23 protein-coding genes are annotated in these 23,317 nt (G+C 71.1%); 4 read left to right on the plus strand and 19 right to left on the minus strand.

Going from position 1 to position 23,317, the window contains the following annotated elements:
* Window positions 1–19: 19 nt before the first annotated feature.
* From DEJ27_RS09560 to ybaK, 16 genes are all read right to left on the minus strand, one after another.
* Window positions 20–367, minus strand: coding sequence for a rhodanese-like domain-containing protein (locus DEJ27_RS09560; RefSeq protein WP_110860020.1), 348 nt, complete (start codon window positions 365–367; stop codon window positions 20–22).
* Window positions 367–1,371 carry a protein translocase subunit SecF gene (secF, locus tag DEJ27_RS09565; RefSeq protein ID WP_110860018.1) on the minus strand — a complete coding sequence of 335 codons (1,005 nt, stop codon included), beginning with the start codon at window positions 1,369–1,371 and terminating at the stop codon, window positions 367–369. The genes DEJ27_RS09560 and secF overlap by 1 nt, the downstream gene beginning before the upstream one ends.
* Complete coding sequence (gene secD / locus DEJ27_RS09570; protein ID WP_110860016.1) at window positions 1,371–3,122, minus strand: protein translocase subunit SecD; 1,752 nt, start codon at window positions 3,120–3,122, stop codon at window positions 1,371–1,373. Before secD ends, secF begins: the two co-directional genes overlap by 1 nt.
* A 91-nt stretch (window positions 3,123–3,213) precedes the next feature.
* Window positions 3,214–3,615, minus strand: a complete 402-nt coding sequence (gene yajC, locus DEJ27_RS09575; RefSeq protein ID WP_051596726.1) for a preprotein translocase subunit YajC — start codon at window positions 3,613–3,615, stop codon at window positions 3,214–3,216.
* A gap of 90 nt (window positions 3,616–3,705) precedes the next feature.
* Window positions 3,706–4,749 (minus strand): Holliday junction branch migration DNA helicase RuvB, encoded by a 1,044-nt coding sequence (gene ruvB, locus DEJ27_RS09580; RefSeq protein ID WP_111090832.1) that lies wholly within the window; start codon window positions 4,747–4,749, stop codon window positions 3,706–3,708.
* Entirely contained in the window at window positions 4,746–5,357 is a 612-nt protein-coding gene (ruvA, locus tag DEJ27_RS09585) for a Holliday junction branch migration protein RuvA (RefSeq protein ID WP_111090833.1), read from the minus strand. Before ruvA ends, ruvB begins: the two co-directional genes overlap by 4 nt.
* Window positions 5,354–6,001 (minus strand): crossover junction endodeoxyribonuclease RuvC, encoded by a 648-nt coding sequence (gene ruvC, locus DEJ27_RS09590; protein ID WP_035808297.1) that lies wholly within the window; start codon window positions 5,999–6,001, stop codon window positions 5,354–5,356. The genes ruvA and ruvC overlap by 4 nt, the downstream gene beginning before the upstream one ends.
* Window positions 6,002–6,003: 2 nt before the next feature.
* Window positions 6,004–6,771 carry a YebC/PmpR family DNA-binding transcriptional regulator gene (locus DEJ27_RS09595; RefSeq protein ID WP_017887357.1) on the minus strand — a complete coding sequence of 256 codons (768 nt, stop codon included), beginning with the start codon at window positions 6,769–6,771 and terminating at the stop codon, window positions 6,004–6,006.
* A 119-nt stretch (window positions 6,772–6,890) separates the two neighbouring features.
* Window positions 6,891–7,502, minus strand: coding sequence for a pyridoxal 5'-phosphate synthase glutaminase subunit PdxT (gene pdxT / locus DEJ27_RS09600; protein WP_110860008.1), 612 nt, complete (start codon window positions 7,500–7,502; stop codon window positions 6,891–6,893).
* Window positions 7,492–8,412 (minus strand): pyridoxal 5'-phosphate synthase lyase subunit PdxS, encoded by a 921-nt coding sequence (pdxS, locus tag DEJ27_RS09605; protein ID WP_027465600.1) that lies wholly within the window; start codon window positions 8,410–8,412, stop codon window positions 7,492–7,494. The genes pdxT and pdxS overlap by 11 nt, the downstream gene beginning before the upstream one ends.
* Window positions 8,413–8,425: 13 nt before the next feature.
* Window positions 8,426–9,079: an HIT domain-containing protein gene (locus tag DEJ27_RS09610; RefSeq protein WP_258370335.1), complete on the minus strand. Its 654-nt coding sequence runs from the start codon at window positions 9,077–9,079 to the stop codon at window positions 8,426–8,428.
* Entirely contained in the window at window positions 9,079–11,100 is a 2,022-nt protein-coding gene (gene thrS, locus DEJ27_RS09615) for a threonine--tRNA ligase (protein ID WP_111090834.1), read from the minus strand. Before thrS ends, DEJ27_RS09610 begins: the two co-directional genes overlap by 1 nt.
* Window positions 11,101–11,203: 103 nt before the next feature.
* Entirely contained in the window at window positions 11,204–11,746 is a 543-nt protein-coding gene (locus DEJ27_RS09620; RefSeq protein ID WP_110860004.1) for an adenine phosphoribosyltransferase, read from the minus strand.
* A gap of 176 nt (window positions 11,747–11,922) precedes the next feature.
* Entirely contained in the window at window positions 11,923–12,156 is a 234-nt protein-coding gene (locus tag DEJ27_RS09625; RefSeq protein WP_146238520.1) for a hypothetical protein, read from the minus strand.
* Window positions 12,157–12,770: 614 nt separating this feature from the next.
* Complete coding sequence (locus DEJ27_RS09630; RefSeq protein WP_111090835.1) at window positions 12,771–15,377, minus strand: ATP-dependent Clp protease ATP-binding subunit; 2,607 nt, start codon at window positions 15,375–15,377, stop codon at window positions 12,771–12,773.
* 96 nt (window positions 15,378–15,473) lie between these two features.
* Window positions 15,474–15,959: a Cys-tRNA(Pro) deacylase gene (gene ybaK / locus DEJ27_RS09635; RefSeq protein ID WP_110860000.1), complete on the minus strand. Its 486-nt coding sequence runs from the start codon at window positions 15,957–15,959 to the stop codon at window positions 15,474–15,476.
* Window positions 15,960–16,025: 66 nt separating this feature from the next.
* Between ybaK and DEJ27_RS09640 the strand changes: the two genes are divergently transcribed.
* The gene (locus DEJ27_RS09640; RefSeq protein WP_110859998.1) at window positions 16,026–16,319 is read left to right on the plus strand and encodes a hypothetical protein; all 294 of its coding nucleotides are present in this window, start codon (window positions 16,026–16,028) and stop codon (window positions 16,317–16,319) included.
* 61 nt (window positions 16,320–16,380) lie between these two features.
* A complete protein-coding gene (locus DEJ27_RS09645) occupies window positions 16,381–17,118 on the plus strand; it encodes a membrane protein insertase YidC (protein ID WP_110859996.1) in 738 nt (245 codons plus the stop codon).
* On the opposite strand, the gene DEJ27_RS09650 is transcribed toward DEJ27_RS09645, so the two are convergent.
* Window positions 17,115–17,330: a hypothetical protein gene (locus DEJ27_RS09650; protein ID WP_027465592.1), complete on the minus strand. Its 216-nt coding sequence runs from the start codon at window positions 17,328–17,330 to the stop codon at window positions 17,115–17,117. The two genes, DEJ27_RS09645 and DEJ27_RS09650, sit on opposite strands and share 4 nt — an antisense overlap.
* A 411-nt stretch (window positions 17,331–17,741) precedes the next feature.
* On the opposite strand from DEJ27_RS09650, the gene DEJ27_RS09655 reads away from it, so the two are divergent.
* Together DEJ27_RS09655 and DEJ27_RS09660 are read left to right on the plus strand one after the other, a co-directional pair.
* Window positions 17,742–18,338, plus strand: coding sequence for a hypothetical protein (locus DEJ27_RS09655; RefSeq protein WP_146244682.1), 597 nt, complete (start codon window positions 17,742–17,744; stop codon window positions 18,336–18,338).
* A gap of 242 nt (window positions 18,339–18,580) precedes the next feature.
* Entirely contained in the window at window positions 18,581–19,942 is a 1,362-nt protein-coding gene (locus DEJ27_RS09660; protein WP_146238519.1) for an MFS transporter, read from the plus strand.
* Window positions 19,943–20,495: 553 nt separating this feature from the next.
* Here DEJ27_RS09660 and DEJ27_RS09665 read toward each other — a convergent pair.
* On the minus strand, window positions 20,496–22,577 hold the full coding sequence (locus DEJ27_RS09665) for a collagen binding domain-containing protein (protein ID WP_110859990.1): 2,082 nt from the start codon (window positions 22,575–22,577) through the stop codon (window positions 20,496–20,498).
* Window positions 22,578–22,785: 208 nt separating this feature from the next.
* Window positions 22,786–23,265 carry an NUDIX domain-containing protein gene (locus DEJ27_RS09670; RefSeq protein WP_110859988.1) on the minus strand — a complete coding sequence of 160 codons (480 nt, stop codon included), beginning with the start codon at window positions 23,263–23,265 and terminating at the stop codon, window positions 22,786–22,788.
* Window positions 23,266–23,317 lie beyond the last annotated feature (52 nt).

The raw sequence follows: 23,317 nt of genomic DNA on the forward strand, positions 1-23,317 counted from the left end.
CAAGACTACGCGTCCCCGGTCAGTGCCCGTGACGCGGTTCGCCCTGGGCGTCGCGCTCCACCGGCGCCCCCGCCTGCTCCCAGGCGAGCATGCCGCCGGAGAGGTTGACGGCAGGCACGCCCGACTGCTCGAGCGCCGCGACGATGCGCGACGACCGGCCGCCGGAGTGGCAGACGATGATGGCCGGCTGGTCGCCGCCGTCGATCTCCTGCCAGCGGTCCACGAACTCCGACATCGGCACGAGCGTGGCCTGGGGAGCGTGGACCTCGTCCCACTCCCCCTGCTCGCGGACGTCGAACAGCCGGGCTCCGGCGTCGATGCGGCGCTGGGCCTCGGCGACGTCGATCTGCTGGATCTCGATGGGCATCAGACGTTCGCCTCTGCCGCGTCGACCTCACGCCGGCGCTTCTCGGCCGCCTGGGTCTTCTTGGCGTCCGACTCCTTGATCTTCGGTTCGTTCTCGCGCAGCTGCGCGTACATCGGCGACGCGATGAAGATCGTCGAGTAGGTGCCGACGATGATGCCGATGAACAGCGCGAGCGAGATGTCGCGCAGGGTACCGGCGCCGAGCACGTACGACCCGATGAAGAGGATCGCCGCGACCGGCAGCAGCGCCACGACCGAGGTGTTGATCGATCGGACGAGGGTCTGGTTCACCGCGAGGTTGACCGACTGCTTGAACGTCCGGATCGATTCCTGCGCGGTGTTCTCGCGCACCTTGTCGAAGACCACCACGGTGTCGTAGAGCGAGTACCCGAGGATCGTCAGGAACCCGATCACCGCCGCGGGCGTGACCTCGAGCCCGACGATGCCGTACACGCCGGCGGTGATGAGCAGGTCGTGCAGCAGCGCGGCCATCGCGGACAGCGACATCTTCCAGGTGCGGAAGTACAGCGTCATGAAGACCGCGGCGAGGGCGAGGAAGATCACGAGACCACGGATGGCCTGCGCGAGCACGTCGGCACCCCACGTCGCGCCGATGAAGGTCGCGGCGACCTGGCTCTCCGGGACGTCGTAGGCCTTCGCCAGGGCGTCCTGCACCTCGGTCGTCTGCCGGTCGGTGAGCTGCCCGGTCTGCACGCGGATGCCGTGCGTGCCGAGTTGCGAGACGCGCGGGATCGACTCCGGGACGACGTCCTCGACGGTCTCGGTGGCGAGGTTCTGGTCGAGCGTCTTGACGTCGGAGATCGTGAACTCCGAGCCGCCGGTGAACTCGATGCCGAGCTGGTACCCGCCACGGAGCCACGGGGTGACGAGCGAGATCACGATCATCGCGAGGGCGATGAGGTACCAGGTCTTCCGGCGCCCGATGATGTCGTACGACCGCTTCCCCGTGTACAGGTCGCTGCCGAACTGGCTGAAGCTGGCCATCAGTCGTCCTTCCCGTCCGGCGTCGAGCCGTTGTCGCCGGAGGCCTGCTGGGCCTTCCGCTCCGCGATCGTCTGTCGGCGCTGTGCCTCACCGGCACTGCGCTGGCGCTTGCCGTCCACGACGGGTGCGCGGAACTGTGCGCGCCCCCGGTAGACGGCACCGAGAGCTGCCGGGTCGAGACCACTGAACCGGTGGCCCTCGCCGAAGAACCGGCTGCGGGCGATGAGCTGCATCATCGGGTGGGTGAAGAGCGCGACCACCACGATGTCGATGAGGGTCGTGAGGAGCAGCGTGAACGCGAAGCCCTTCACGTCGGCGACCGCGAGCACGTAGAGCGTGACGGCGGCGAGGAAGTTCACCGCGTCGGACGCCAGGATCGTGCGGAGTGCACGCTTCCAGCCGGACTCGACCGCGCTCTCGAGGGCACGGCCGTCGCGGAGTTCGTCACGGATGCGCTCGAAGTAGACGATGAACGAGTCCGCCGTGATGCCGATCGCGACGATCAGACCCGCCACACCCGCCAACGAGAGGCGGTAGTCGACACGCCACGACATGATCGCGATCACCAGGTAGGTGAGCACCGCGGCGATCCCGAGCGACAGCACGGTGACGAACGCCAGGGCCCGGTACTGGATGACCGAGTAGATGATCACCAGGATCAGACCGATCAGACCGGCGACGAGGCCACCGATGAGCTGCGCGGTGCCGAGCGTCGCCGAGATGTTCTCGTTCGACTGCACCTGGAAGTTGATCGGCAGCGCACCGTACTTCAGCTGGTCGGCCAGGGTCTTCGACGACTCGGCCGTGAACGACCCGGTGATCTGTGCCTTGCCGTTCGTGATCGCGGAGTTCGTCGTCGGCGCGGTGATGACCGAACCGTCGAGCACGATCGCGAACTGGTTCTGCGGCTGCTGGAGCGAGACGAGACGGTTCGTGACGGTGCGGAAGTCCTTCGAGCCCTCGCCGTTGAACGTCAGGTTGACGGCCCACTGGCCCGTCGACGTGCCCTGCGAGTCCGTGGCGAGACCGGAGGTGGCGTTGCTGATGTCGGCACCGGAGACCTCGACCGGTCCGAGGATGTACTTCCCCGCGCCGTCCTGGTCACAGGTGACCAGGGGCTCGTCGTCGGGCGCCGTGGTGACGTCGTCCGGAGCCGCGCAGTTGTAGTTGGTGTACAGGTCCTGCAGCTTCGGCGTGACCCAGTTCAGGTCGCTCGCGTTGGTCGGCTTCGCGCTCGGCGTCGCGGCGAGCGAGGCCGGCGGCGAGTACGGCGTGGCCGATGCGGTGCCCTTGCCGTCGTCACCGACGGCGGAGTTCGTCGCGGCCTCGGTGAAGAGCACCGGACGGAAGGTCAGCTTGGCCGCTGCCTCGATGCGGTCGATCGTGGCCTTGTCGGGGCGACCCGGGATCGAGACGACGATGTTGTTCGCGCCCTGGGTGTTGATCTCCGACTCGGAGACACCGGTGGCGTCGATGCGCTGGCGGATGATGTTCACCGCCTGCTGCAGCTGCTGCGAGGTGACGGAGTCGCCCTCGGTGTTCTGCGCTGCCAGGGTCAGCTGCGTGCCGCCCTGCAGGTCCAGAGCCAGCTCGGGGACCCAGCTCGCGCCCTGGTACCACTTGTCGGTGTCGTCCTTCGAAGAGCCGGCGAGGATCGACGCGGCGGTGTTCACGCCGGCGAGGATCGCCATCAGGATCACCAACCAGGTGAGCGAGCGCAGCGCCTTCTTGACGGGTGTCGATCGTGCCACCGGTCGTCTCGTCTTTCTGTTCAGGACCGTCGGCACACCGTGCGACGGCAGAGGGAGGCCGCCGGGTCAGACGACCCGGCGGCCGAGGGCGTCAGTCGTCGGACTTGCGCTTCGTGGCGTCGGTCTCATCGACACGGTCGGTGTCGACCCGCTCGCCGTAGACCGGCTCACCGTTGAGCTCGGCCACCGGCTTCGGCTCGTCCTCGGTGGTCGTGGTGGTCTCGACGTCCGACGCGTTGTCGTCGACGACGCGCGACAGGGTCTGACGGTGCACGGTGACGATGGTCCCCGGTGCGATCTCGACGTCAGCGGTGACCTTCTCCTCGTTCACGGAGAGGAGCGTGCCGTAGAGGCCGAAGGACAGCATGACCTTCGCGCCCGGGACCATCTTGTCCACGAGTTCGGCCTGCTGCTTCTTGCGCTTGCGGCTGTTGTAGAACATGAAGGCCGCGAACGCCACGACGATGACGATGAGGATGACTTCTTGACCCATGATGCGTTGCCTTCTCTGGTTGCTCGGTTTCGGGCCGTAGCAGTCTAGGGCACGCCGGTGTCCGTGGCATGTCACCCGACTGATCGGCGGTCAGACGGTGGATTCCGGGTCGTCGAAGAGCCCGGGCTGCCCGCCGTCGCCCTGCCCCGGGGTGAGGCCGAGGTGTCGCCAGGCCCGCGGTGTCGCGATGCGCCCGCGGGGGGTGCGGGTCACGAGTCCGACGCGGACGAGGAACGGTTCGACGACCGACTCGATCGTCTCGGATTCCTCGCCGACGGAGACGGCCAGGGTGTTCAGGCCGACCGGACCCCCGTCGAACCGCGTCAGCATGGTCTCGACGACGGCACGGTCGAGGCGGTCGAGGCCGAGTTCGTCGACGTCGTACAGGTCGAGCGCACCCTGGACCGCGGCCATGCCGTCGGTGGTGCGGTGCACGAGGGCGTAGTCGCGCACCCGGCGGAGCAGGCGGTTCGCGATGCGCGGGGTGCCACGGGAGCGTCCGGCGATCTCGCGCAGGGCGGTCCGGTCGATGTCGAGTTCGAGCAGGTGGGCCGCTCGGATCAGGACCTGCTCGAGCTCGTCCTTCTCGTAGAACTCGAGGTGGGCGGTGAACCCGAAGCGGTCGCGCAGCGGGTTCGGCAGCAGGCCGGCCCGGGTGGTGGCGCCGACGAGCGTGAACGGTGCGAGGTCGAGGGGAATGCTCGTCGCACCGGCACCCTTGCCCACCATCACGTCGATGCGGAAGTCCTCCATCGCCAGGTAGAGCATCTCTTCCGCCGAGCGGGCCATGCGGTGGATCTCGTCGATGAACAGCACTTCGCCCGGCACCAGCGACGACAGCACGGCGGCGAGGTCTCCGGCGTGCTGGATCGCCGGGCCGCTCGACATGCGCAGCGGTCGCCCGGTCTCGTGCGCGACGATCATCGCGAGCGTGGTCTTGCCGAGGCCGGGAGGACCCGCCATCAGGATGTGGTCGGGCGTGCGCTCCTGCATGCCCGCGGCCTTGAGGAGCAGGTCGAGCTGCCCACGGACCTTGCGCTGCCCGACGAACTCGTCGAGCGAGCGGGGACGGAGCGCGCCTTCGAACGCGAGTTCTTCCTGCGACTCGGCGCCGGCGGACGTGATGCCGCTCACCGGCCGGCTGCCGCGGGTCGGAGGGCGGCGCGGAGCAGGGCCTGGGTACCCATCGCGGCGGCACCGGGCTCGTTGGCGACGGCGTCGTCGACCGCGGTCTGTGCCGCGTCTTCGCGCCAGCCGAGGCCGATGAGCGCCGAGACGACGTCGACCGCGGCGGGGTGGACTGCGGTCCCCCGTGCGGCGGCGACCACGGCAGCCTGCTCGAAGGCCACGAGCTTGCCGGAGAGCGCGACGATGATGAGCTTGGCGGTCTTCGGGCCGATGCCGGAGACCTTGCGGAACGCGCCGTCGTCCTCGTTCGCGACGGCGTTCGCGATCTGCGCCGGGTCCATGTGGGCCAGGACGCCCATCGCGGACTTCGGACCGACACCTGATACCCCACGGAGCAGGTCGAACACCTGCAGCGCGTCGGTCGACTCGAAGCCGAAGAGCAGGTGCTCGTCCTCGCGCACGATCATGGCGGTCCGCACGAACACCTCGGACCCGTGGCGCATCGTGAGCGCGTGTGCGGGGGTCACGGTGACGGCGTACCCGACTCCCCCGACCTCGATCACCACGGCCGAGCCGGCGATGTCGATGCAGGTGCCCCGGAGACTCGCGATCATGCTCCGAGCCTAGGGCCGCCCACCGACGACGCCGACCTGCCACGCTGCGGGCGGGCCGCGGCGGCGGCCGCGCGGGCCAGCGGCGAGTCGACGGTGCCGCCCTGGGCGTCCCGCCAGGCGCGCTGTGCGGGGGTGAGGTTCGTGGCACGCGAGCCGGCGGCGTCGGGTGATCCGAGCCTCCAGGCATGGCACACGGCCAACGCGAGCGCGTCGGCGGCGTCGGCCGGCTTCGGGGCCTCGTCGAGCCCGAGCACGCGCGCGATCATGGTCTGCACCTGACGCTTGTCGGCGTTGCCGTAGCCGGTGACGGCGGCCTTGACCTCGGACGGCGTGTGCAGCCCGACGGGCAGGCCGCGGGCGGCCGCGGCGTGCAGCGCCAGGCCGGCCGCCTGCGCGGTGCCCATCACGGTGCGGACGTTCGCCTGCGCGAACACCCGCTCGACGGCGACCGCATCGGGGTGGTGCTCGTCGATCTCGGCGGCGATGCCGTCCGCGATGCGGAGCAGCCGCTGCTCGAGCGGCATGTCCGGCGGGGTGCGCACGACCGTCACGTGGACGAGTCGTGCGCGCCGGTTCGGTGCGACCTCGACGACGCCGACGCCGCACCGGGTGAGCCCGGGGTCCACCCCGAGCACACGGAGCACGGTTACTCGCCCTCGTCCTCGTCGAGCTCGGCCTGGACGTCCGCGGGGATGTCGAAGTTCGAGTAGACGTTCTGCACGTCGTCCGAGTCCTCGAGCGCGTCGATCAGGCGGAACACCTTCCGGGCGGTCTCGGCGTCGACCGGCACCTTGAGGCCCGGGACGAACTCGGCGTCGGCGGAGTCGTAGTCGATGCCGGCGTCCTGCAGGGCTGTGCGGGCGGCGACCAGGTCGCTCGCCTCGGTGATGATCTCGAAGCCGCCGCCCTGGTCGATGACGTCCTCGACCCCGGCGTCCAGCACCGCGGTCATCACGGTGTCCTCGTCGAGGCCGTCCGTCTTCGTGACCGAGATGACGCCCTTGCGCGAGAAGTTGTAGGCGACGCTGCCCGGGTCGGCCATGGTGCCGCCGTTGCGCGACATCGCGGTCCGGACCTCGGCCGCAGCACGGTTCTTGTTGTCCGTGAGGCACTCGATGAGCATCGCGACGCCGTTGGGGCCGTAGCCCTCGTACATGATCGTCGTGTACTCGATGGTCTCGCCCGTGAGACCCGCACCGCGCTTGACGGCGCGGTCGATGTTGTCGTTGGGGACCGAGGTCTTCTTCGCCTTCTGCACGGCGTCGACCAGGGTCGGGTTGCCGGACATGTCGGCACCGCCCATCTTCGCGGCGACCTCGATGTTCTTGATCAGCTTGGCGAACGACTTGGCACGGCGCTGGTCGATGACCGCCTTCTTGTGCTTGGTCGTTGCCCACTTGGAATGCCCGGACACGGTTCTCCTTGCGTATTGCGGAAAGTCCCGCTCAGTTTAGCGGCCCTGTGGGCCGAACACCGGCCTGGAGGCGCGGCGCGGCTTCCGTCCCGCCGGTGCGGCGGGCGGGCGGTCACGCCTCAGGCGCTGCGCACCAGGTCGAGGAACCGGCGGTGGAAGCGGTCCTCGCCGGCGACCTCGGGATGGAACGCGCTGGCGATGACGTTGCCCTGCTGCACCGCCACGACCTGCCCGTCGGGCAGTACGCCGAGGACGTGGACGTCGTCGCCGCGCTGCTCCACCACGGGGGCCCGGATGAACACCGCGTGCACCGGGGCCTCACCGAGGTCGGGCATCGGGATGTCGATCTCGAACGAGTCGTTCTGCGCACCGAACGCGTTGCGGCGCACGGTGGTGTCGAGCACGTCGAGGGTCCGCTGACCGCTGATGCCGTCGGTGATCCGCGACGACAGCATGATCATGCCGGCGCAGGTGCCGTAGGTGGGCAGGCCACCGCGGATCGCGTCGGCGAGGGGATCGGCGACGCCGAACGCGCGGGACAGCTTGTCCATCACGCTCGACTCGCCCCCGGGGATCACGACACCGTCGAGGGTCTCGATCTCCTCTGCCCGACGGAGCGGCACCACGTCGGCGCCGAGCTCGGTCAGCGAGGCGATGTGCTCGCGGAAGTCACCCTGCAGCGCCAGGACCCCGATGCGGGGCCGAGCGCCGGTCGTCGGACTACCAGCCACGCTCGGCGAGGCGGTGCGGTGCGGGGACGTCGGCGACGTTGATGCCGACCATCGCCTCGCCCAGACCACGGGAGACCTCGGCGATGACCCTGGGGTCGTCGTGGAACGTCGTCGCCTTGACGATCGCGGCGGCACGGGCCGCCGGGTCGCCGGACTTGAAGATGCCGGACCCGACGAAGACACCGTCGGCGCCGAGCTGCATCATCATCGCGGCGTCGGCCGGGGTGGCGACACCACCGGCGGTGAAGAGGACGACGGGGAGCTTGCCGGTGCGGGCGACTTCCTGCACGACGTCGATCGGGGCCTGGAGCTCCTTGGCGGCGACGTAGAGCTCGTCGTCACGCAGGTTGCGGAGCGCCGCGATCTCCTTGGTGATGGTGCGGATGTGCTTGGTGGCCTCGGACACGTCACCCGTGCCGGCCTCGCCCTTGGAACGGATCATGGCCGCGCCCTCGGTGATGCGACGGAGCGCCTCGCCCAGGTTGGTGGCACCGCAGACGAAGGGGGTGGTGAACTTCCACTTGTCGATGTGGTTCACGTAGTCGGCCGGCGACAGCACCTCGGACTCGTCGATGTAGTCGACACCGAGCTCCTGCAGCACCTGCGCCTCGACGAAGTGACCGATGCGGGCCTTCGCCATGACGGGGATCGACACCGCGGCGATGATCTCCTCGATCATCGAGGGGTCGGACATGCGGGCGACACCACCCTGCGCACGGATGTCGGCGGGGACGCGCTCGAGGGCCATGACGGCGGTCGCGCCGGCTTCTTCCGCGATGCGGGCCTGCTCGGCGTCGACGACGTCCATGATCACGCCGCCCTTGAGCATCTCGGCGAGGCCGCGCTTGACGCGGTCGGAGCCGGTGATCGAGGTGCCAGGGGTGCCGGAGGTGCTGGTGCTGTCGCTCATGATGCCGACCAGTCTAGTGCGCCCGGGGCCACCCGTCGGCGACGAGTCGACGCGTCTCGCCGAGCAACTGCGACATCGACTTCGTGCGGGCGATGATCGGGAAGAAGTTCGCGTCCGACTGCCACCGCGGAACGATGTGCTGGTGCAGGTGTGCGGCCACTCCGGCACCGGCGACCTCGCCCTGGTTCATGCCGATGTTGAAGCCGTCGCAGTGCGAGACCTCGCGCAGCACCCGCATCGCGGTCTGCGTCAGCTCGCCGATCTCGCGCAGTTCGTCCGGCGTGGCCTCGTCGTACAGCGGGACGTGCCGGTACGGGCAGACGAGCAGGTGCCCGTTGTTGTACGGGAACAGGTTGAGCAGCACGTAGGCGTGCTCGCCCCGGGCCACGATCAGGGCGTCCTCGTCGGACATCCGCGGGGCTTCGCAGAACGGGCAGTCGTCGTCGTGCCCGCGACCCCGGCCTTCGCGGCCCGCGTCGATGTAGGCCATCCGGTGCGGGTTCCAGAGCCGCTGGAACGCGTCCGGGACGGCTGCACCGGTGGCCGCGTCGCGGATCACCAGCGGATCGGTGTCCGCGCCCTCGGTGCCCGCGGGGGCGGTGGGACCGGCCACGTCGTCGACGTGACCGGTCCCCGCGGCCTGCTCCGGGCCTCCCGACTGTGCCATCAGACCTGCGCGCGCTCGCGGATCGCGGTGAGGATGCGGTCCACGGCCTCGTCGACGGGCACCGCGTTGTCCTGGCGGCCGTCGCGGAAGCGGAAGCTGACGGCGCCGGCGTCGCGGTCGTCGCCACCGGCGATGAGCTGGAACGGCACCTTCGCCTTGGTGTGCGTGCGGATCTTCTTCTGCATGCGGTCGTCCGAGTGGTCGACCTCGGCGCGCACGCCGTTCGCTCGGAGCTTCGCGATGACCTCGTCGAGGTAGTCGCCGTACTCGGCCGCGACCGGGATGCCGACGACCTGGACGGGCGACAGCCACACCGGGAACGCACCCGCGTAGTGCTCGGTGAGCACCCCGAAGAAACGCTCGATCGAGCCGAACAGCGCGCGGTGGATCATCACCGGACGCTGGCGGGAGCCGTCGGCCGCGGTGTAGTCGATGCCGAAGCGCTCCGGCAGGTTGAAGTCGAGCTGCACGGTCGACATCTGCCAGGTGCGACCGATGGCGTCGCGGGCCTGCACCGAGATCTTCGGGCCGTAGAACGCGGCGCCGGCGGGGTCGGGCACGAGTTCGAGGCCGGACTCCTCGGCGACCTCCCGCAGGGTGTTCGTCGCGACGTCCCAGACCTCGTCGTCGCCGACGTACTTCTCCGGGTCCTTGGTGGAGAGCTCGAGGTAGAAGTCGTCGAGGCCGTAGTCGCGCAGGAGCGAGAGCACGAACTCGAGGGTCGTGGTCAGCTCCTCCTTCATCTTCTCCTGCGTGGTGAAGATGTGTGCGTCGTCCTGGGTCATGCCGCGCACGCGGGTGAGGCCGTGGATGACGCCCGACTTCTCGTTGCGGTAGACCGTGCCGAACTCGAACATCCGGAGCGGCAGGTCACGGTAGGAGCGGGGCTGCGACCGGTACGCCAGGATGTGCATCGGGCAGTTCATCGGCTTGAGGTAGTAGTCGGCACCCTGACGCGTGACGTTGCCGTCCTCGTCCTTCGCCTCGTCCATGTGCATGGCCGGGAACATGCCGTCCTTGTACCAGCCGAGGTGCCCGGAGGTCTCGAACAGGTCGCCCTTGGTGATGTGGGGCGTGTAGACGAAGGAGTAGCCGTTCTCCTCGTGCCGACGGCGCGAGTAGTCCTCCATCTCGCGGCGGATGATGCCGCCCTTCGGGTGGAAGATCGCCAGGCCGGAACCGATCTCGTCGGGGAACGAGAACAGGTCGAGTTCGGCGCCGAGCTTGCGGTGGTCGCGCTTGGCGGCTTCCTCGAGGCGCACCAGGTACGCCTTGAGCTGGTCCTTGTCGGGCCAGGCGGTGCCGTAGATGCGCTGCAGCTGCGGGTTCTTCTCGGAGCCGCGCCAGTACGCAGCGGCGACGCGCATGAGCTTGGCGGCGTTGCCGATCCAGCGGGTGTGCGGGACGTGCGGGCCGCGGCAGAGGTCCTGCCAGAGCACCTCGCCCGACTTCGGGTCGACGTTCTCGTACACGGTGAGCTCGCCGGCACCGACCTCGACGCTCTCGCCGGAGTCACCGTCGGACGCCGCACCCTTGAGGCCGATGAGCTCCTGCTTGTAGGGCTCCCCCGCCATCAGCTCGCGTGCCTGCTCGTCGGTGACGACCACGCGACGGAAGCGCTGGGCCTGCTTGACGATGCGGTCCATGCCCTTCTCGATCGCCTTGAGGTCTTCGGGGGTGAAGGGCTCCGCGACGTCGAAGTCGTAGTAGAAGCCGTCGGTGACGGGCGGCCCGATGCCGAGCTTGGCGTCGGGGTTGATCTGCTGCACGGCCTGCGCGAGCACGTGGGCGGCCGAGTGCCGGAGGATGTCGAGCCCGTCCTGCTCCTGCAGGGTGACGGCCTCGGCGGTCTCGCCGGCCTGCACGTCCGCTGCGAGGTCCTTCAGGACACCGTCGACGCGGATCGCGACGACGCCGCGCTCACCGTCGAAGAGGTCGGTGCCGGTCGTGGTCGTCGTCGCGGTCCGGGGCTCGGGTGCCTGGGGAAGCTCGGCGGGCGCGGGTGCGACTGACTCGGTCACGATGATGGGACTCCTCGATCGAAATGGTGCGTCAAGACTAGTGCGAGACGTGCTCGCGTGCGGACGCCCGCGGGCACCGCAGGGACCGTGCGGTCGCCCGCGCTCAGGCCGGGACGGCGCCGAGCGTCGCGACGGGCAGCCGGGGCTCGAGACGCTCGCGCCCGTCCAGGCCGTCGAGCTCGAGCAGGGCGGCGAAGCCGATCGCCTGGTACCCGGCCCGTTCGAGCAGCGTGATGGTGGCGGCACCGGTGCCCCCGGTGGCCAGGACGTCGTCGACGACGAGCACCCGCGTGCCCGCGGGCAGCTGGCCCGGGCGAAGTTCGAGTTCGGCCTCGCCGTACTCCAGCGCGTACTGCTCGCTGAGGACCTCGCCGGGGAGCTTGCCCGCCTTGCGCACGGTGAGCACACCGACCTGGTGCTGGGCGGCGATGCCCCCGGCCAGCGCGAAGCCGCGGGCCTCGATGCCGGCGACGGCGTCGAACCCGGCTCCGACCGCGAACGGTGCCGCGAGTGCTTCGCACACGCGCCCGAACGCGACGGCGTCGGAGAACACCGGCGTCACGTCACGGAAGAGCACCCCCGGCTTCGGGAAGTCCGGCACGAGGGCGGTGAGGCGTTCGACGAGTGCAGCTGCGGTTTCGGTCACCCGCCAACGGTACGGGAGGCCCGGAGTGCGTCCGGACGCCCCGCACGGTGCGAGGGGTGCCCGGCATGGTGCGAGGTTCCGGACGTGGTGCCACCCCGAGGGGCGGTCACGGTGGACGGAACCTCGCACCGAGCGTGCGTGCGGCGCGGCCGGCGCAGGCACCGGCGCGCCGCCGGTCAGCGCCACATCCGCATGGCGGCGCCCTGGGTGATCCAGTCGGCTTCGCGCTGCTGGCGTTCGCGCTCGAGGCGGGCCAGCGTGGCGAGGTCGACCTCGGGCCGCTCCTTGCGGGTGCGTCGGCTCCAGATGATCAGCGACATCCCGACTCGGAGTGCGATGCGGTCGGCGAGTGAGACCCGGCGGCGCACCGCGCGGGTATCGGGTGGACGGGTGGTGGTCTTCGTGGACACGGTGTTCCCCTTCAGGGCACGGCAGAGCTGCCCGGGTGTCGGGCATGACGAATCCGCCCGGGTTGCGGGCAGCAGGAATTGAATGCGTGAGAATGCACTCCGGGATGGTCCGGAAATGTTCGGACAACGATCGCGGAATGCTCGTCGACCCCGAGAGCGTCGCACTGTCCACCGACATTCTTCCGGCGTCGTCCGCGCAGATCGGACGGCACGCATCAACGGGCCGTCGAGCCGTTCAGCAGACGAACGAACCGGTGCTGCGCGAGCCTGATCGGCTCAGCGCACGGTGCCCGGAGGCACAGGTGTCAGGAGAGTGGGACGCCCCGGGTCAGCGGACGCGGAACGGGGTACCGACGCGTCCACGGATTCCACGGAACGGAGTGGTCGTTGTGATCATCATGGTCGGCCCCCTTTCGGTCTCGAGCTGGCGGAGTCGTCCGGGTCGAATGTTCGACCGTTCGCGACGAGTGAACACTATCGGCACCGCAATTCGGAGCGCAACCCCTTTTCCGGAAAACGTCCGGAATTGCATTCCCGAACACCGTGGCGGTCCGTGCACGCCGAAGGCCCGGTACCGAATCGGTACCGGGCCTTCGTGTGCGCGTGCGACCGGACTAGACCGCCGCGTGCTCCGCGACGCTCGCCGTCAGGGAGTCGCCCTCGACGTCGATCCGCACGGTGTCACCCGCGGTGACCCCGCCCTCGACCACGAGGGTCGCGATGCGGTCGTCGACCTCGCGCTGGATGAGCCGACGGAGCGGGCGGGCGCCGTACTCCGGCTCGTACCCGTGCTCGGCGAGCCAGTCGACCGCCGCGTCGGACACCGACAGGAGCATGTCCTGTGCGACCAGCCGGAGCGCCGTGTCCTGCAGCAGCAGGGACACGATCGACGTGATCTGCGACCGGTCGAGCTTGCGGAACAGCACGATCTCGTCGATGCGGTTGATGAACTCGGGACGCATCGCCTCGCGCAGCTTGCCCATCACGCGGGCCCGCAGGTCGTCCTCGGCGTATCCGTCCGTCGCACCGACCGGGGAGAATCCGAGCGCTCCCGAGCGGGAGGCCAGGAACTCCGAGCCGATGTTCGACGTCATGATGACGACGGTGTTCCGGAAGTCGACCGTCCGCCCCTGCCCGTCGGTGAGCCGGCCGTCGTCGAGGACCTGCAGCAGCAGGTTGAAGACGTCCGGGTGGGCCTTCTCGACCTCGTCGAGCAGGATCACCGAGTACGGGTTGCGGCGGACACGCTCCGTGAGCTGGCCGGCCTCGTCGTAGCCGACGTACCCGGGAGGGGCACCGACCAGACGGGACACGGTGTGGCGTTCGCCGAACTCGCTCATGTCGAAGCGGAGCATGGCGGACTCGTCACCGAACAGCGACGACGCCAGGGCCTTCGCGAGTTCGGTCTTGCCGACGCCCGTCGGGCCGAGGAACAGGAAGCTGCCGACCGGACGGCGCGGGTCACCCATGCCGGTCCGGCTGCGCCGCACCGCCTTCGCGATCGCTCGCACGGCGTCGTCCTGGCCGACGACGCGGTCGTGCAGCTCGGACTCGAGTGCGGCGAGCCGCGTCTTGTCGGCCGAGCCGAGGCGGGTCACCGGGATCCCGGTGGCACGTGACACCACGGCGGCGATGTCACCTTCCGTGATCGACGTGTCCCCGGACTCCGGACGGGAGGCGCGGCTCGCGTCCGCCGACGAGGCGGCGGTGATCCGGGCCTCCAGTCCGACGATCTCGTCACGCAGGTCGGACGCTTCCTCGTAGTGCTCCTCGGCGACCGCGCGGTCCTTGCGGGCCGTCAGGTCGGCGACCTGCGCACGCAGTGCCTCGACGTCGACGTCGCCCGAGAGGGCGAGGCGGCGGCGTGCACCGGCCTGGTCGATGAGGTCGATGGCCTTGTCCGGCAGGTGCCGGTCGGTCACGTAGCGGTGCGAGAGTTCGACCGCCGCGCGGAGTGCCTCGGGCGTGTAGACGACGCCGTGGTGCTCCTCGTAGCGCGGGGCGAGGCCGGTCAGGATCGCGACGGCGTCCTCGACGTTCGGCTCCCCCACCGTGACGGGCTGGAACCGGCGCTCGAGCGCGGCGTCCTTCTCGATCCGGCGGTACTCGTTGAGCGTGGTCGCGCCGACCAGGTGCAGGTCGCCACGGGCGAGCCGGGGCTTGAGGATGTTGCCGGCGTCCATCGAGCCGCCCTCGCCGCCGCCACCGGCGCCGACGACGGTGTGGAGCTCGTCGACGAAGACGATGAGCTCGTCGGCGTGCGCCGCGATCTCGTCCATCGCCTTGGTGAGGCGCTCCTCGAAGTCGCCGCGGTAGCGGGTGCCGGAGAGCATGCCGGGCAGGTCGAGCGCGACGACCCGCTTGCCCTGCAGCAGGGCGGGGACGTCACCGTCGACGATGCGCTGGGCGAGGCCCTCGACGATCGCGGTCTTGCCGACGCCGGGCTCACCGATCAGCACCGGGTTGTTCTTGGTGCGACGGAGCAGGATCTCGACGGTCTGCTCGATCTCGTCGGCGCGGCCGATCACCGGGTCGACGTGCCCGTCACGGGCGCGCTGGGTGAGGTCGGTGCCGAACTGGTCGAGCGTCGGGGTGTCGCTGTCGGTGGCCTGATCGGCGCCGACGGCGTCGGGTGTTCCGGGCATGGGGCGCCCCTCTCGTGCTGCTGCCGCGGCCTGCTGGGCGTAGTCCTGCATGACCTGCGGGGTGATCCCGGCGCTGGCGAGCAGCTGACCGGTCACGGTCTCCTGGTCCATCACGAGCGCGAAGAAGACGTGCTCGGGGTCGGTGTAGGTGCTGCCGAAGCCCCGCGCGGCCTGCGTCGCCTCGACGAGGATGCGCTGGGCGGTGCCGGTCAGTGCCGGGCGGCCGGTCTGCTCGGCCAGCGGCTCGTGCGCCATCGGCAGGCGCTGCTCGATCTCCTCGGCGAGTCGCTGGGGGTCGACCCCGGCGGAACGCACGACGGCGTCGAACGGTTCGGTGCGGACGAGCACGTGCAGGATGTGCAGTGCGTCGATCTCGCGCTGCCCCTGCGCGACCGCGTACTCGGCGGTGTGCTGGAGCAGCTCGTGGGTCCGGCGGCTGAGCAGCCGGGTGATGTCGACCGGTCGACCGAACGCGCGGACGCGCTGCTGGTCACCGGTGCGGTGTGCCGCGAGCAGGCGGGCGAGGAACTCGTCGAACGAGTCGTTGCTACCGGTCGGGCCGAACGTCTCTGGCAAAGGGACCTCCTGGGGAACTTGAGTGCCTTCGACTCAATGCAACGCAGGAGGGCCCGGGTCATTCCCGGGCCCGGAAGAAACTTGCGGCGACTCGACTCAGGTCCGCGCGATGGCTGCGGAGACCGCCTCGGTGATCCGCGCGAGGTCCGTCGGCGCCACCTCGATGTCGAATCCGCGACGTCCGCCGGACACGAAGATGCTCGCGTACGACAGCGCCGACTCGTCGAGCACGGTGCGGAGCCGGGTCTTCTGGCCGACCGGGCTGATGCCGCCGACGACGTAGCCCGTGCGCTTCTCGGCGAGGGCCGGATCGGCCAGCGTCGCCTTCTTGCCCCCGACCGCGGCGGCGATCGCCTTGAGGTCGAGCCGGTTCGCCACCGGCACGATCGCGACGGCGAGGGTGCCGTCGACGGAGACGACCAGGGTCTTGAAGACCTGCTCCTCGCGCAGCCCGAGGGCGGCGGCCGCCTCTTCTCCGAAGTTGGTGGCGCTCTCGTGGTGCTCGTACACGTGCGGCGTGTACGGGACCCCGGCCGTCTCGAGCGCGACGGTCGCTGGGGTGCTCGGCGAACCTGCGGTCATGCCGTGATCCTCCCCCGCCGCACCTTCCGGTCCTCGACGGCACGCGGGCGTTACGCTGAACGGACCATGACCGCCGTCCTGCTGCTGCTCCGCGCCACCGCCGCGCTGGTGCTCGGCGACCCGGCCGCCGGGGTGCTGCCCCTGCTGGCGGTGGCGGCACTCGGGCTGACCGCGGTCGCCGTGACCGTCGTCTTCGCCCGGCTGCTCGTCGCGGTGCTCGCGGCCGTCCTCGGGGTCGGATCGGCAGCCGTGTCGGGTCGGTCGGCGGTCCCCGACCTGGTCACCCGGATCGGGTGGAGCCACCCCGACGCCGACGGACACGTCCGCTCACGGGCACCGGGGGTCGCGACCCCGGCCTGACCGCCGACCGGTGGTCGGGCCGCTCGCGCACCCCGCTGACCCACCACTGATCGGAACCGTCATGGACCTGTCCACCCTGCCCCTCGTCGGCCCGCTGCTGCACGGCGGCGCAGAGCTCGTCGCCGCCCTCACCGCGGCGCTCTCCCCCGTCGCCGGCTCGTTCGCCGCGGCGATCGCCGTCGTGCTCCTCACCCTGGCCGTCCGCCTGGTGCTCGTCCCGCTGTCCGTGCTGCAGGTGCGGGCCGAACGGGACCGCCGGCGCCTCGCACCCCGGCTCGCGGCACTCCGGAAGCGCCACGGCCGCGACACCCAGCGGCTGCAGCGAGCGGTGCAGCAGCTGTACACCGACGAGAAGGTCTCGCCGCTGGCCGGCTGCCTGCCCGTCCTGGCGCAGGCACCCGTGGTGTCGCTCGTCTACGCCCTGTTCACGCACGCCTCGATCGACGGCACCGCGAACGCCCTGCTGGAGGCGACGCTCGTCGGGGTCCCGCTCGGCCACTCGCTCGTCGTCACGCTCACGTCGCCGCTGTGGGTGCACGCCTGGGTGGTGCTGGTCCTGCTGGCGGTGCTGGCGGTCGTCGTCGAGCTCAGCCGCCGGTCGAACGCCCACTGGAACCCGATGCCGACGCCGGAACCGGGGGTCCCCGGGGCCGCCGCGACCGCCGCCGTGGGTCGGTACGTGCCGTTCATCACGGTCGTGTTCGCGGCGATCGCACCGCTCGCCGCCGCGCTCTACGTCGTGACGAGTGCGGCCTGGACCTTCGGCGAACGCGCCGTGCTGCGACGGGTGGTCCGCTAGCCGCCCTGGCCCTCCTGCTGCGGTCCCTGGTCGACCGGGTCGTACTCGGTGCCGCGGCCCTGCTCCTCGTCGGCGGTCGGCACGTGGCGTTCCGTGCCGGCACCGCCGGGGCTGGTCGCGACGTAGTCGGCCTCGCCGGACTGGGTGTCGTGGCTGAGCGGCTCGAGGGTCTCGGCGTCGGCGTCGTGCTGCGGCATGGGGTCGGTGCTCATGCACCACGCCTACTCCCTCGTTCTGGGTGCGCGCGCACGGCTGCGCGGTGCCACGATGGACCTGTCCACGCGACCGGCAGAGCGGGAGTGCGCATGGCCCACGACGACGTGGCAGCGGAACGGGCACGGCTAGAGGCCGTCGCCTGGGGAGCAGGATCGAGCCCGGCGGACGCTGCGCGCGCCCGGATCGCCCTGCAGGACCTGGAACGCGGACGGCGACCCCGCACGCGTGCGGTCGCGACGGCGCGGGATCCACTGCCGGGAGGCCCGGATCCGGCCCGCACGTCCCTCCCGTCCGCGACACGGTCGGGTCCAGAGCCCGCGTCCGCGCCCGAGCAGGTGCCCGCGGCCGGTCCCGTGTCCTTGCCCGCCAGCGGGGCTGCCCTGCCTGCTGCAGCCGAGGTGTCGGAGGTGACCGACGGCGGTGGGGGTGACCACTCCGATGACGGGACCGTCGAGGGCGGGGGTGAGCCGGGCCTCCAGGCCGTGCCCACCGCGCGGTCCCGGTGGCGTCGCTGGCTGTGGACGGAGCGTCCACGCGCGTGGATCGCGGGCGGTGCGGCTGCCGCGGTGGGCGTGGCGTTCGCGGCCGGAACACTCGTCGGGACCGCGCGCCCGGACGTCGCCGCGGCGCCGAGCGTCACGCCGACGGCGGGGACGGTGACGCTCGAGCAGCTGCTCGACGTCCCGCAGACGTACGCCGACCAGCTGCCGGGGCCGGTCGCGGCGCCGGTGAGTCTGCACACGACGCGACTGGTCTTCACGAACCGGGCGCTCGACGGCGGGACCGCCGAGACGCCCTGGAACGTCTGGGCCGGCATCGGGACGGACCGGTCGACGATCTGCCTGGTGGCGACGGCGGACCGCATCGAGTCGTCGACGGCGTGCTTCCCGCGGCAGGCGGCACTGCACGGATCGGTGTCGATGTCCGCGCAGTCCAGGAGCGGCACGCTGACGATCGAGCTGCGCGGCGGTGGAGTCCAGGGTCGGGTGACGAACGCGTACTGAGTGGCGGTGCTGTCCCTGTGACCGGAGCTGAGAGTTTCGTTGGAGCGCTCCGATGTATTTGCTGGAGGCCCTCGCGAGCGCCATTCCGTCGTGCAACACTGGAGCAGCGCACTCGTCGTGGAGTCGTACCCACATCATCCACATCCGCCAGCGAGCGCGCCCAGCAGACCCTCCCGGTCACCGCCGTCAGAACGATCGGCATCGTCGCGCGCTCCACCGTGCCTCGCAAGGAGGTCAGCAGCGTGTCCACCAACACCACCACCTCGGCCGTGTCGACCCACACGCGGCCGATCACCGTCACCACCCAGTCGATCGTCGGCATCGCCGTGCTCGGACTGGCCACGTTCTTCGCCATCACCACCGAGCTCATGCCCGTCGGGCTGCTCGGCACGATGAGCGCCGACCTCGGCGTGACCGAGGCCACCATGGGCATCGTCATCACCGTGTACGCCGCGGCCGTCGCACTCCTCGCGCTGCCGCTCACCGCGTTCACCGCGAAGCTGCCCCGCAAGACCGTGCTCGTCGCCACGCTCGTCGGCTACACCGTGTCGAACCTGATGGTCGCGCTCGCACCGTCCTTCGCGGTCGTCTGCGCCGGACGTGTCGTCGGCGGCATCGCGCACGCACTGTTCTTCTCGGTCGCCTCGGCGTACGCCACCCGGATCGTGCCGCCGCGGCTCGCCGGGCGGGCGATCGCCTTCGTGTACTCGGGCAGCTCGCTCGGGTTCGTGCTCGGCGTGCCCGTCGCGACCTGGGTCGCGCAGCACATCGGCTGGCGCCAGGCCGTGTTCTCCGTCGGTGTGGCCGCAGCGGCACTCGCGGTCGTCGCCCTGCTGTTCCTGCCCGCCGTCCGCGGTGCCTCGTCGCCGCACATCGGGTCGCCGAAGGCCTGGGCGCGCACCGGCCTGCTGTCCGTCGTGATCGCCGACATGCTCCTGTTCGGCGGGCACTACGTCGTCTACACCTACATCGGGCCGTACGCGATCGACGCCGGGCTCGACGCCGGCATGGTGAGCGGGGCGCTGCTCGTGCTCGGTGGCACCGGTGTCGTCGGGCTCTGGCTCGCCGGCATGTTCGTGGACCGTGCGCCCCGGCAGACGCTGATCGCCTCGGTCGCCGTGATGGCCGTGGCCTTCGCGACGATGCCGTTCGTGCACGGCTCCCTGATCGGGACGATGGTCGTCGCGGGGGTGTGGATGGCTGCGAACGGCACGACCGGCACGCTCTTCATGGCCGCGGCGATCCGTGCCGGAGGCGTCTCCCCCGACATCGCAGGCGCACTGGTCAACGGGGCGTCGAACATCGGCATCGCCGGTGGCGCAGCGTTCGGCGGGCAGGCACTCGGGATCGTCGGGCTGCAGTACCTGCCGTTCGCCGGCGGCGCGGTGCTGGTCGGGGCGCTCGGGGTCGTCGTGCTGGCGCGCCGCGGGTTCCCGGTGCACACGCACACGCAGGAGCACCTGTCGACCTCGTCCATCGAGGCCATCACGTCGTCGCTCGCGGTCGTCACCACGTCGGTGCCGGTCGTCGGGCGGGCGATCCAGACGGTCACCGGGTCGATCGGCGTCGTCACGGGTTCGGTGCGGCGCCCGCGGACGCGCTGAGGGCCGGCGCGGGCGGCGGCCGGTCGGCGCGGTCGGCGAGGTCGGCGCGGTGGGCAAGGTCGGCGCGTCGAGTGGTCGGTCGGCGCGGTGGGCGCGTCGAGTGGTCAGGACTTGCCGTTGGTGGGGCATCGGGGGCGCCTGAACTGTCGTCTGCGGGCTCGGCGGGCGACGGTTCGTGACCCCTCGGCGTACCCGGGCGGCGCGTTGTGCGACTGCGGCGGACGCGGGAGGTCGGCGCGTCGAGTGGTCAGGACTTGCCGTTGGCGGGGCATCGGGGGCGCTTGAACTGTCGTCTGCGGGCGCGGCGGGCGACGGTTCGTGACTCCTCGGCGTACCCGGGCGGCGTGTTGTGCGACTGCGGCGGCGTGGGAGGTCGGCGCGTCGAGTGGTCAGGACTTGCCGTTGGCGGGGCGTCGGGGGCGCTTGAACTGTCGTCTGCGGGCGCGGCGGGCGACGGTTCGTGACCCCTCGGCGTACGTGGGCGGCGTGTCGTGCGACCTCGGCGAACCCGCCCGCGAACGCCGCCGCTGCGCCCGCCGCGCCCGCCGCCCGGTCAGTCCTGCAGGTGGTCCGTACGGCGGCGGTTGCGCACCGCGCGGTAGGTCAGCAGCGCCGCACCGAGCAGCACGAGCACCCCGGCGGCGATGAGCCCCGGGCCGAGGTCCGCGCCCGTGGAGGCGAGCGGTCCACCGTCCCTCGCCTCGCCCTGGCCGGACACTGGTGCGGAGCCCGACCCGGCGGCGGGGTCGGTCGGAGTCGCCGAAGGCGCGCCGCTCGGCGACGGCGACGGCGCGGGAGCCGGAACCGGAGCCGGACTCGCTGCAGCCCGCACGACGAACGCCAGCGGCGTCGCAGCCCCCGACTCCGGGGTGACGACGGTCGCCGTCGGGGCCCCCTCGACGTCGACCGAGACGGCATACTCGGTCGTGGGTTCCAGTCCGGTCAGGTCGAACGCACCGTCGTCGTCCGTGACGACCGACACGGGATCGCCGGACTGCGGGTCCGTCGGAGCCGCGACGACCTCCACGTCGGGAACGGGTTCGCCGTTCGTGTCGACGACGGTGCCGGGCTGATCGGTCGTGACCTCGGCGGCGGGTGCTGCGGAGACGAACGGCAGGTCGGACGAAGAACGCTCGCCGGCGACGGCCGTCACACCGGTGTTCGACGTCGCCCCGGTCGCCCCCGGTTCGGGCCGTTCGGTCCGGACGGTGTACGTGCCCGCTGCGGTGGCGAAGACGTAGCGACCGTCGGCATCGGTCTGCGTCGCCGCGACCAGGGTGCCCTCGTCGTCGACGAGCTCGACGACGACTCCTGCGCGCACGGGTGAACCGTCGAGCGAGACCACGCCGGCGACCGTCGCGACGACCGCGGCCGGGGCGTCGATCTCGTCGGGGACCGCCGGTGCCGCGTCGTCGTCGCCGGTCGTGATGGTCACGGGCGGCTCGTCGGCGACCGACACGTCGAGCTCGATGTCCGCCGGCAGGTCCGAGCCGGTGTAGGCGCCGTCGCTGTTCGTCGTGGTGTCGAAGAGGACGCCCCCGGTGACCGGGTCGGTGATGACGACCTCGAGGTTCGAGACCGGTCGGCCGCCTTCGTCGACCACGGTGCCGATGACCGACGCGGTGTCCTCCGGCGACGTGAACGCGAAGTCGGCCTGCTGGTCCACGCCGCCCGGCGAGCCTGCCTGCGCGAGGGAGACCCTCGTGGGCTGGTCAGGACCCTCGGCGCCGTCCGGCGGGGTGATCTCGACGCGGTAGTTCGCGATGACCGGCAGCTGCGGGAGCGCGTAGGTGCCGTCGGCGTTGGTCGTCGTCGTGTACACGGTGCCGCGCGGAGCGGTGACGCGGACGATCGCGCCGGGGATCGGCGCTCCGTCGAGGGTCGCCGTGCCGGTGATCGCGGCGGTGCGGTTGGCGAACCAGGTCTGGTACACCGGGAACCCGCTGCGCTGCTGGTACGTGATCGTCAGGCTGGCGAGCGAGACGGTCGGCGTGAACCACGCCGTGGCGCCGGCGGTGTCGACGGCGCCGGTGTTCCCCGTCAGGGTCCGGGTGGCGGGGTCCCACGAGGGCAGGTCCTGCCCGGTGGTGCCGTCGGGGTCCGCGGTGCACGATGGCCCTCCGGCGACGGCGGCCGAGCACGAGTTGTAGGAGCTCTCGTAGCCGAGCTGCTCGGCGGTCGCGGCGCCGCCCCCGGAGAGGGTGGCCGAGATGGTCGCCCGGTCGGCGTCGACGTCGCCGAGCACGAACGACCAGCTCTGCGCGCCTGGCGTCGGCTCCGCGAACGTGTAGGTCGTCGTCGAGGCGCCGGACGTGGGTGAGTCGACGTTCGGCCGCTGGTTCATGTACGTCTGGCCGCGGCTCGTCCCGTAGACCTCGCCGGCCGGTGTCGCGGCGGACTGCCACGTCGATGCCCCGCTGACGACGGTCGACTGCCGGGAGTCGGACGTGAAGGTCGTCTCGGGGAACCCGGCCAGGGTCATCGTGCCGGTGTACGCCCGGCTCGCTCCGCTGAGGGTGAAGGTCCCCCAGTTGCCGACCGGCTCGGCCGATGCGCTGGTCACGCCGCCGATCGCGAATCCTGCGCCGAGTGCGAGGGCCGTCAGCCCACCTGTGACCGCGCTCCAGCGCCGCATGCGTACTCCCCTGCTGTCGGGCCGGAGAACCCGACACCCGCTCAGGCTATCCGGAGGACGCGGCTCGTGTCCGGTGTCCGACACGAGCAAGAGGGCCCCGCCGAGTGGTCACGACATACCGCGCGCCGATCGCCGGGTGGCCGAGAAGTGTCGCCTGGAGGCCCTCCGGACGACAGTTCGTGACCCCTCGACGAACACGAGCGGCGCGTCAGGAACCGCCAGCAGCGCGACCCAGCGCGACCAGGGCGTCGAGCGCCGCGACCTGCCCGGCCACCACCAGCTCCCGCGCCTCGTCGAGCCCGACCCACCGCGCGTCGTCCACCTCGGGCACCTCGACGAACCGCCCCGACCCGCGCGGCAGCTCGAGCCGCACGGTGTTGCTCCGCACGGTGTCGACCGAGAACTCCGACGCCCGTGCCGCGAAGACCCGCACCCGCTTGCCCGACGCCTGGCGGAACTCCCCCAGGTCGGTCAGGTCAGCGGCGGTCACCGGGGCGGGCACGCCGATCTCCTCGGCGAACTCGCGCAGCGCGGTGCCGAGCGGCTCCTCGCCCGCCTCGACCAGCCCCTTCGGGATCGACCAGGCACGCGGCCGGTTCCGCCAGAACGGCCCGCCCATGTGCGCGAGGAAGACCTCGGGCCCGGACGGACCGGTCCGGTGCAGCAACAGTCCGGCGCTCACGACCACGCCCCGAGACTACGCAGACCCGGCCGGGAGGCCCGGATCACCGCACACGCGC

Source organism: Curtobacterium sp. MCPF17_018, assembly GCF_003234135.1.
Taxonomy (GTDB): Bacteria; Actinomycetota; Actinomycetes; order Actinomycetales; family Microbacteriaceae; genus Curtobacterium; species Curtobacterium flaccumfaciens.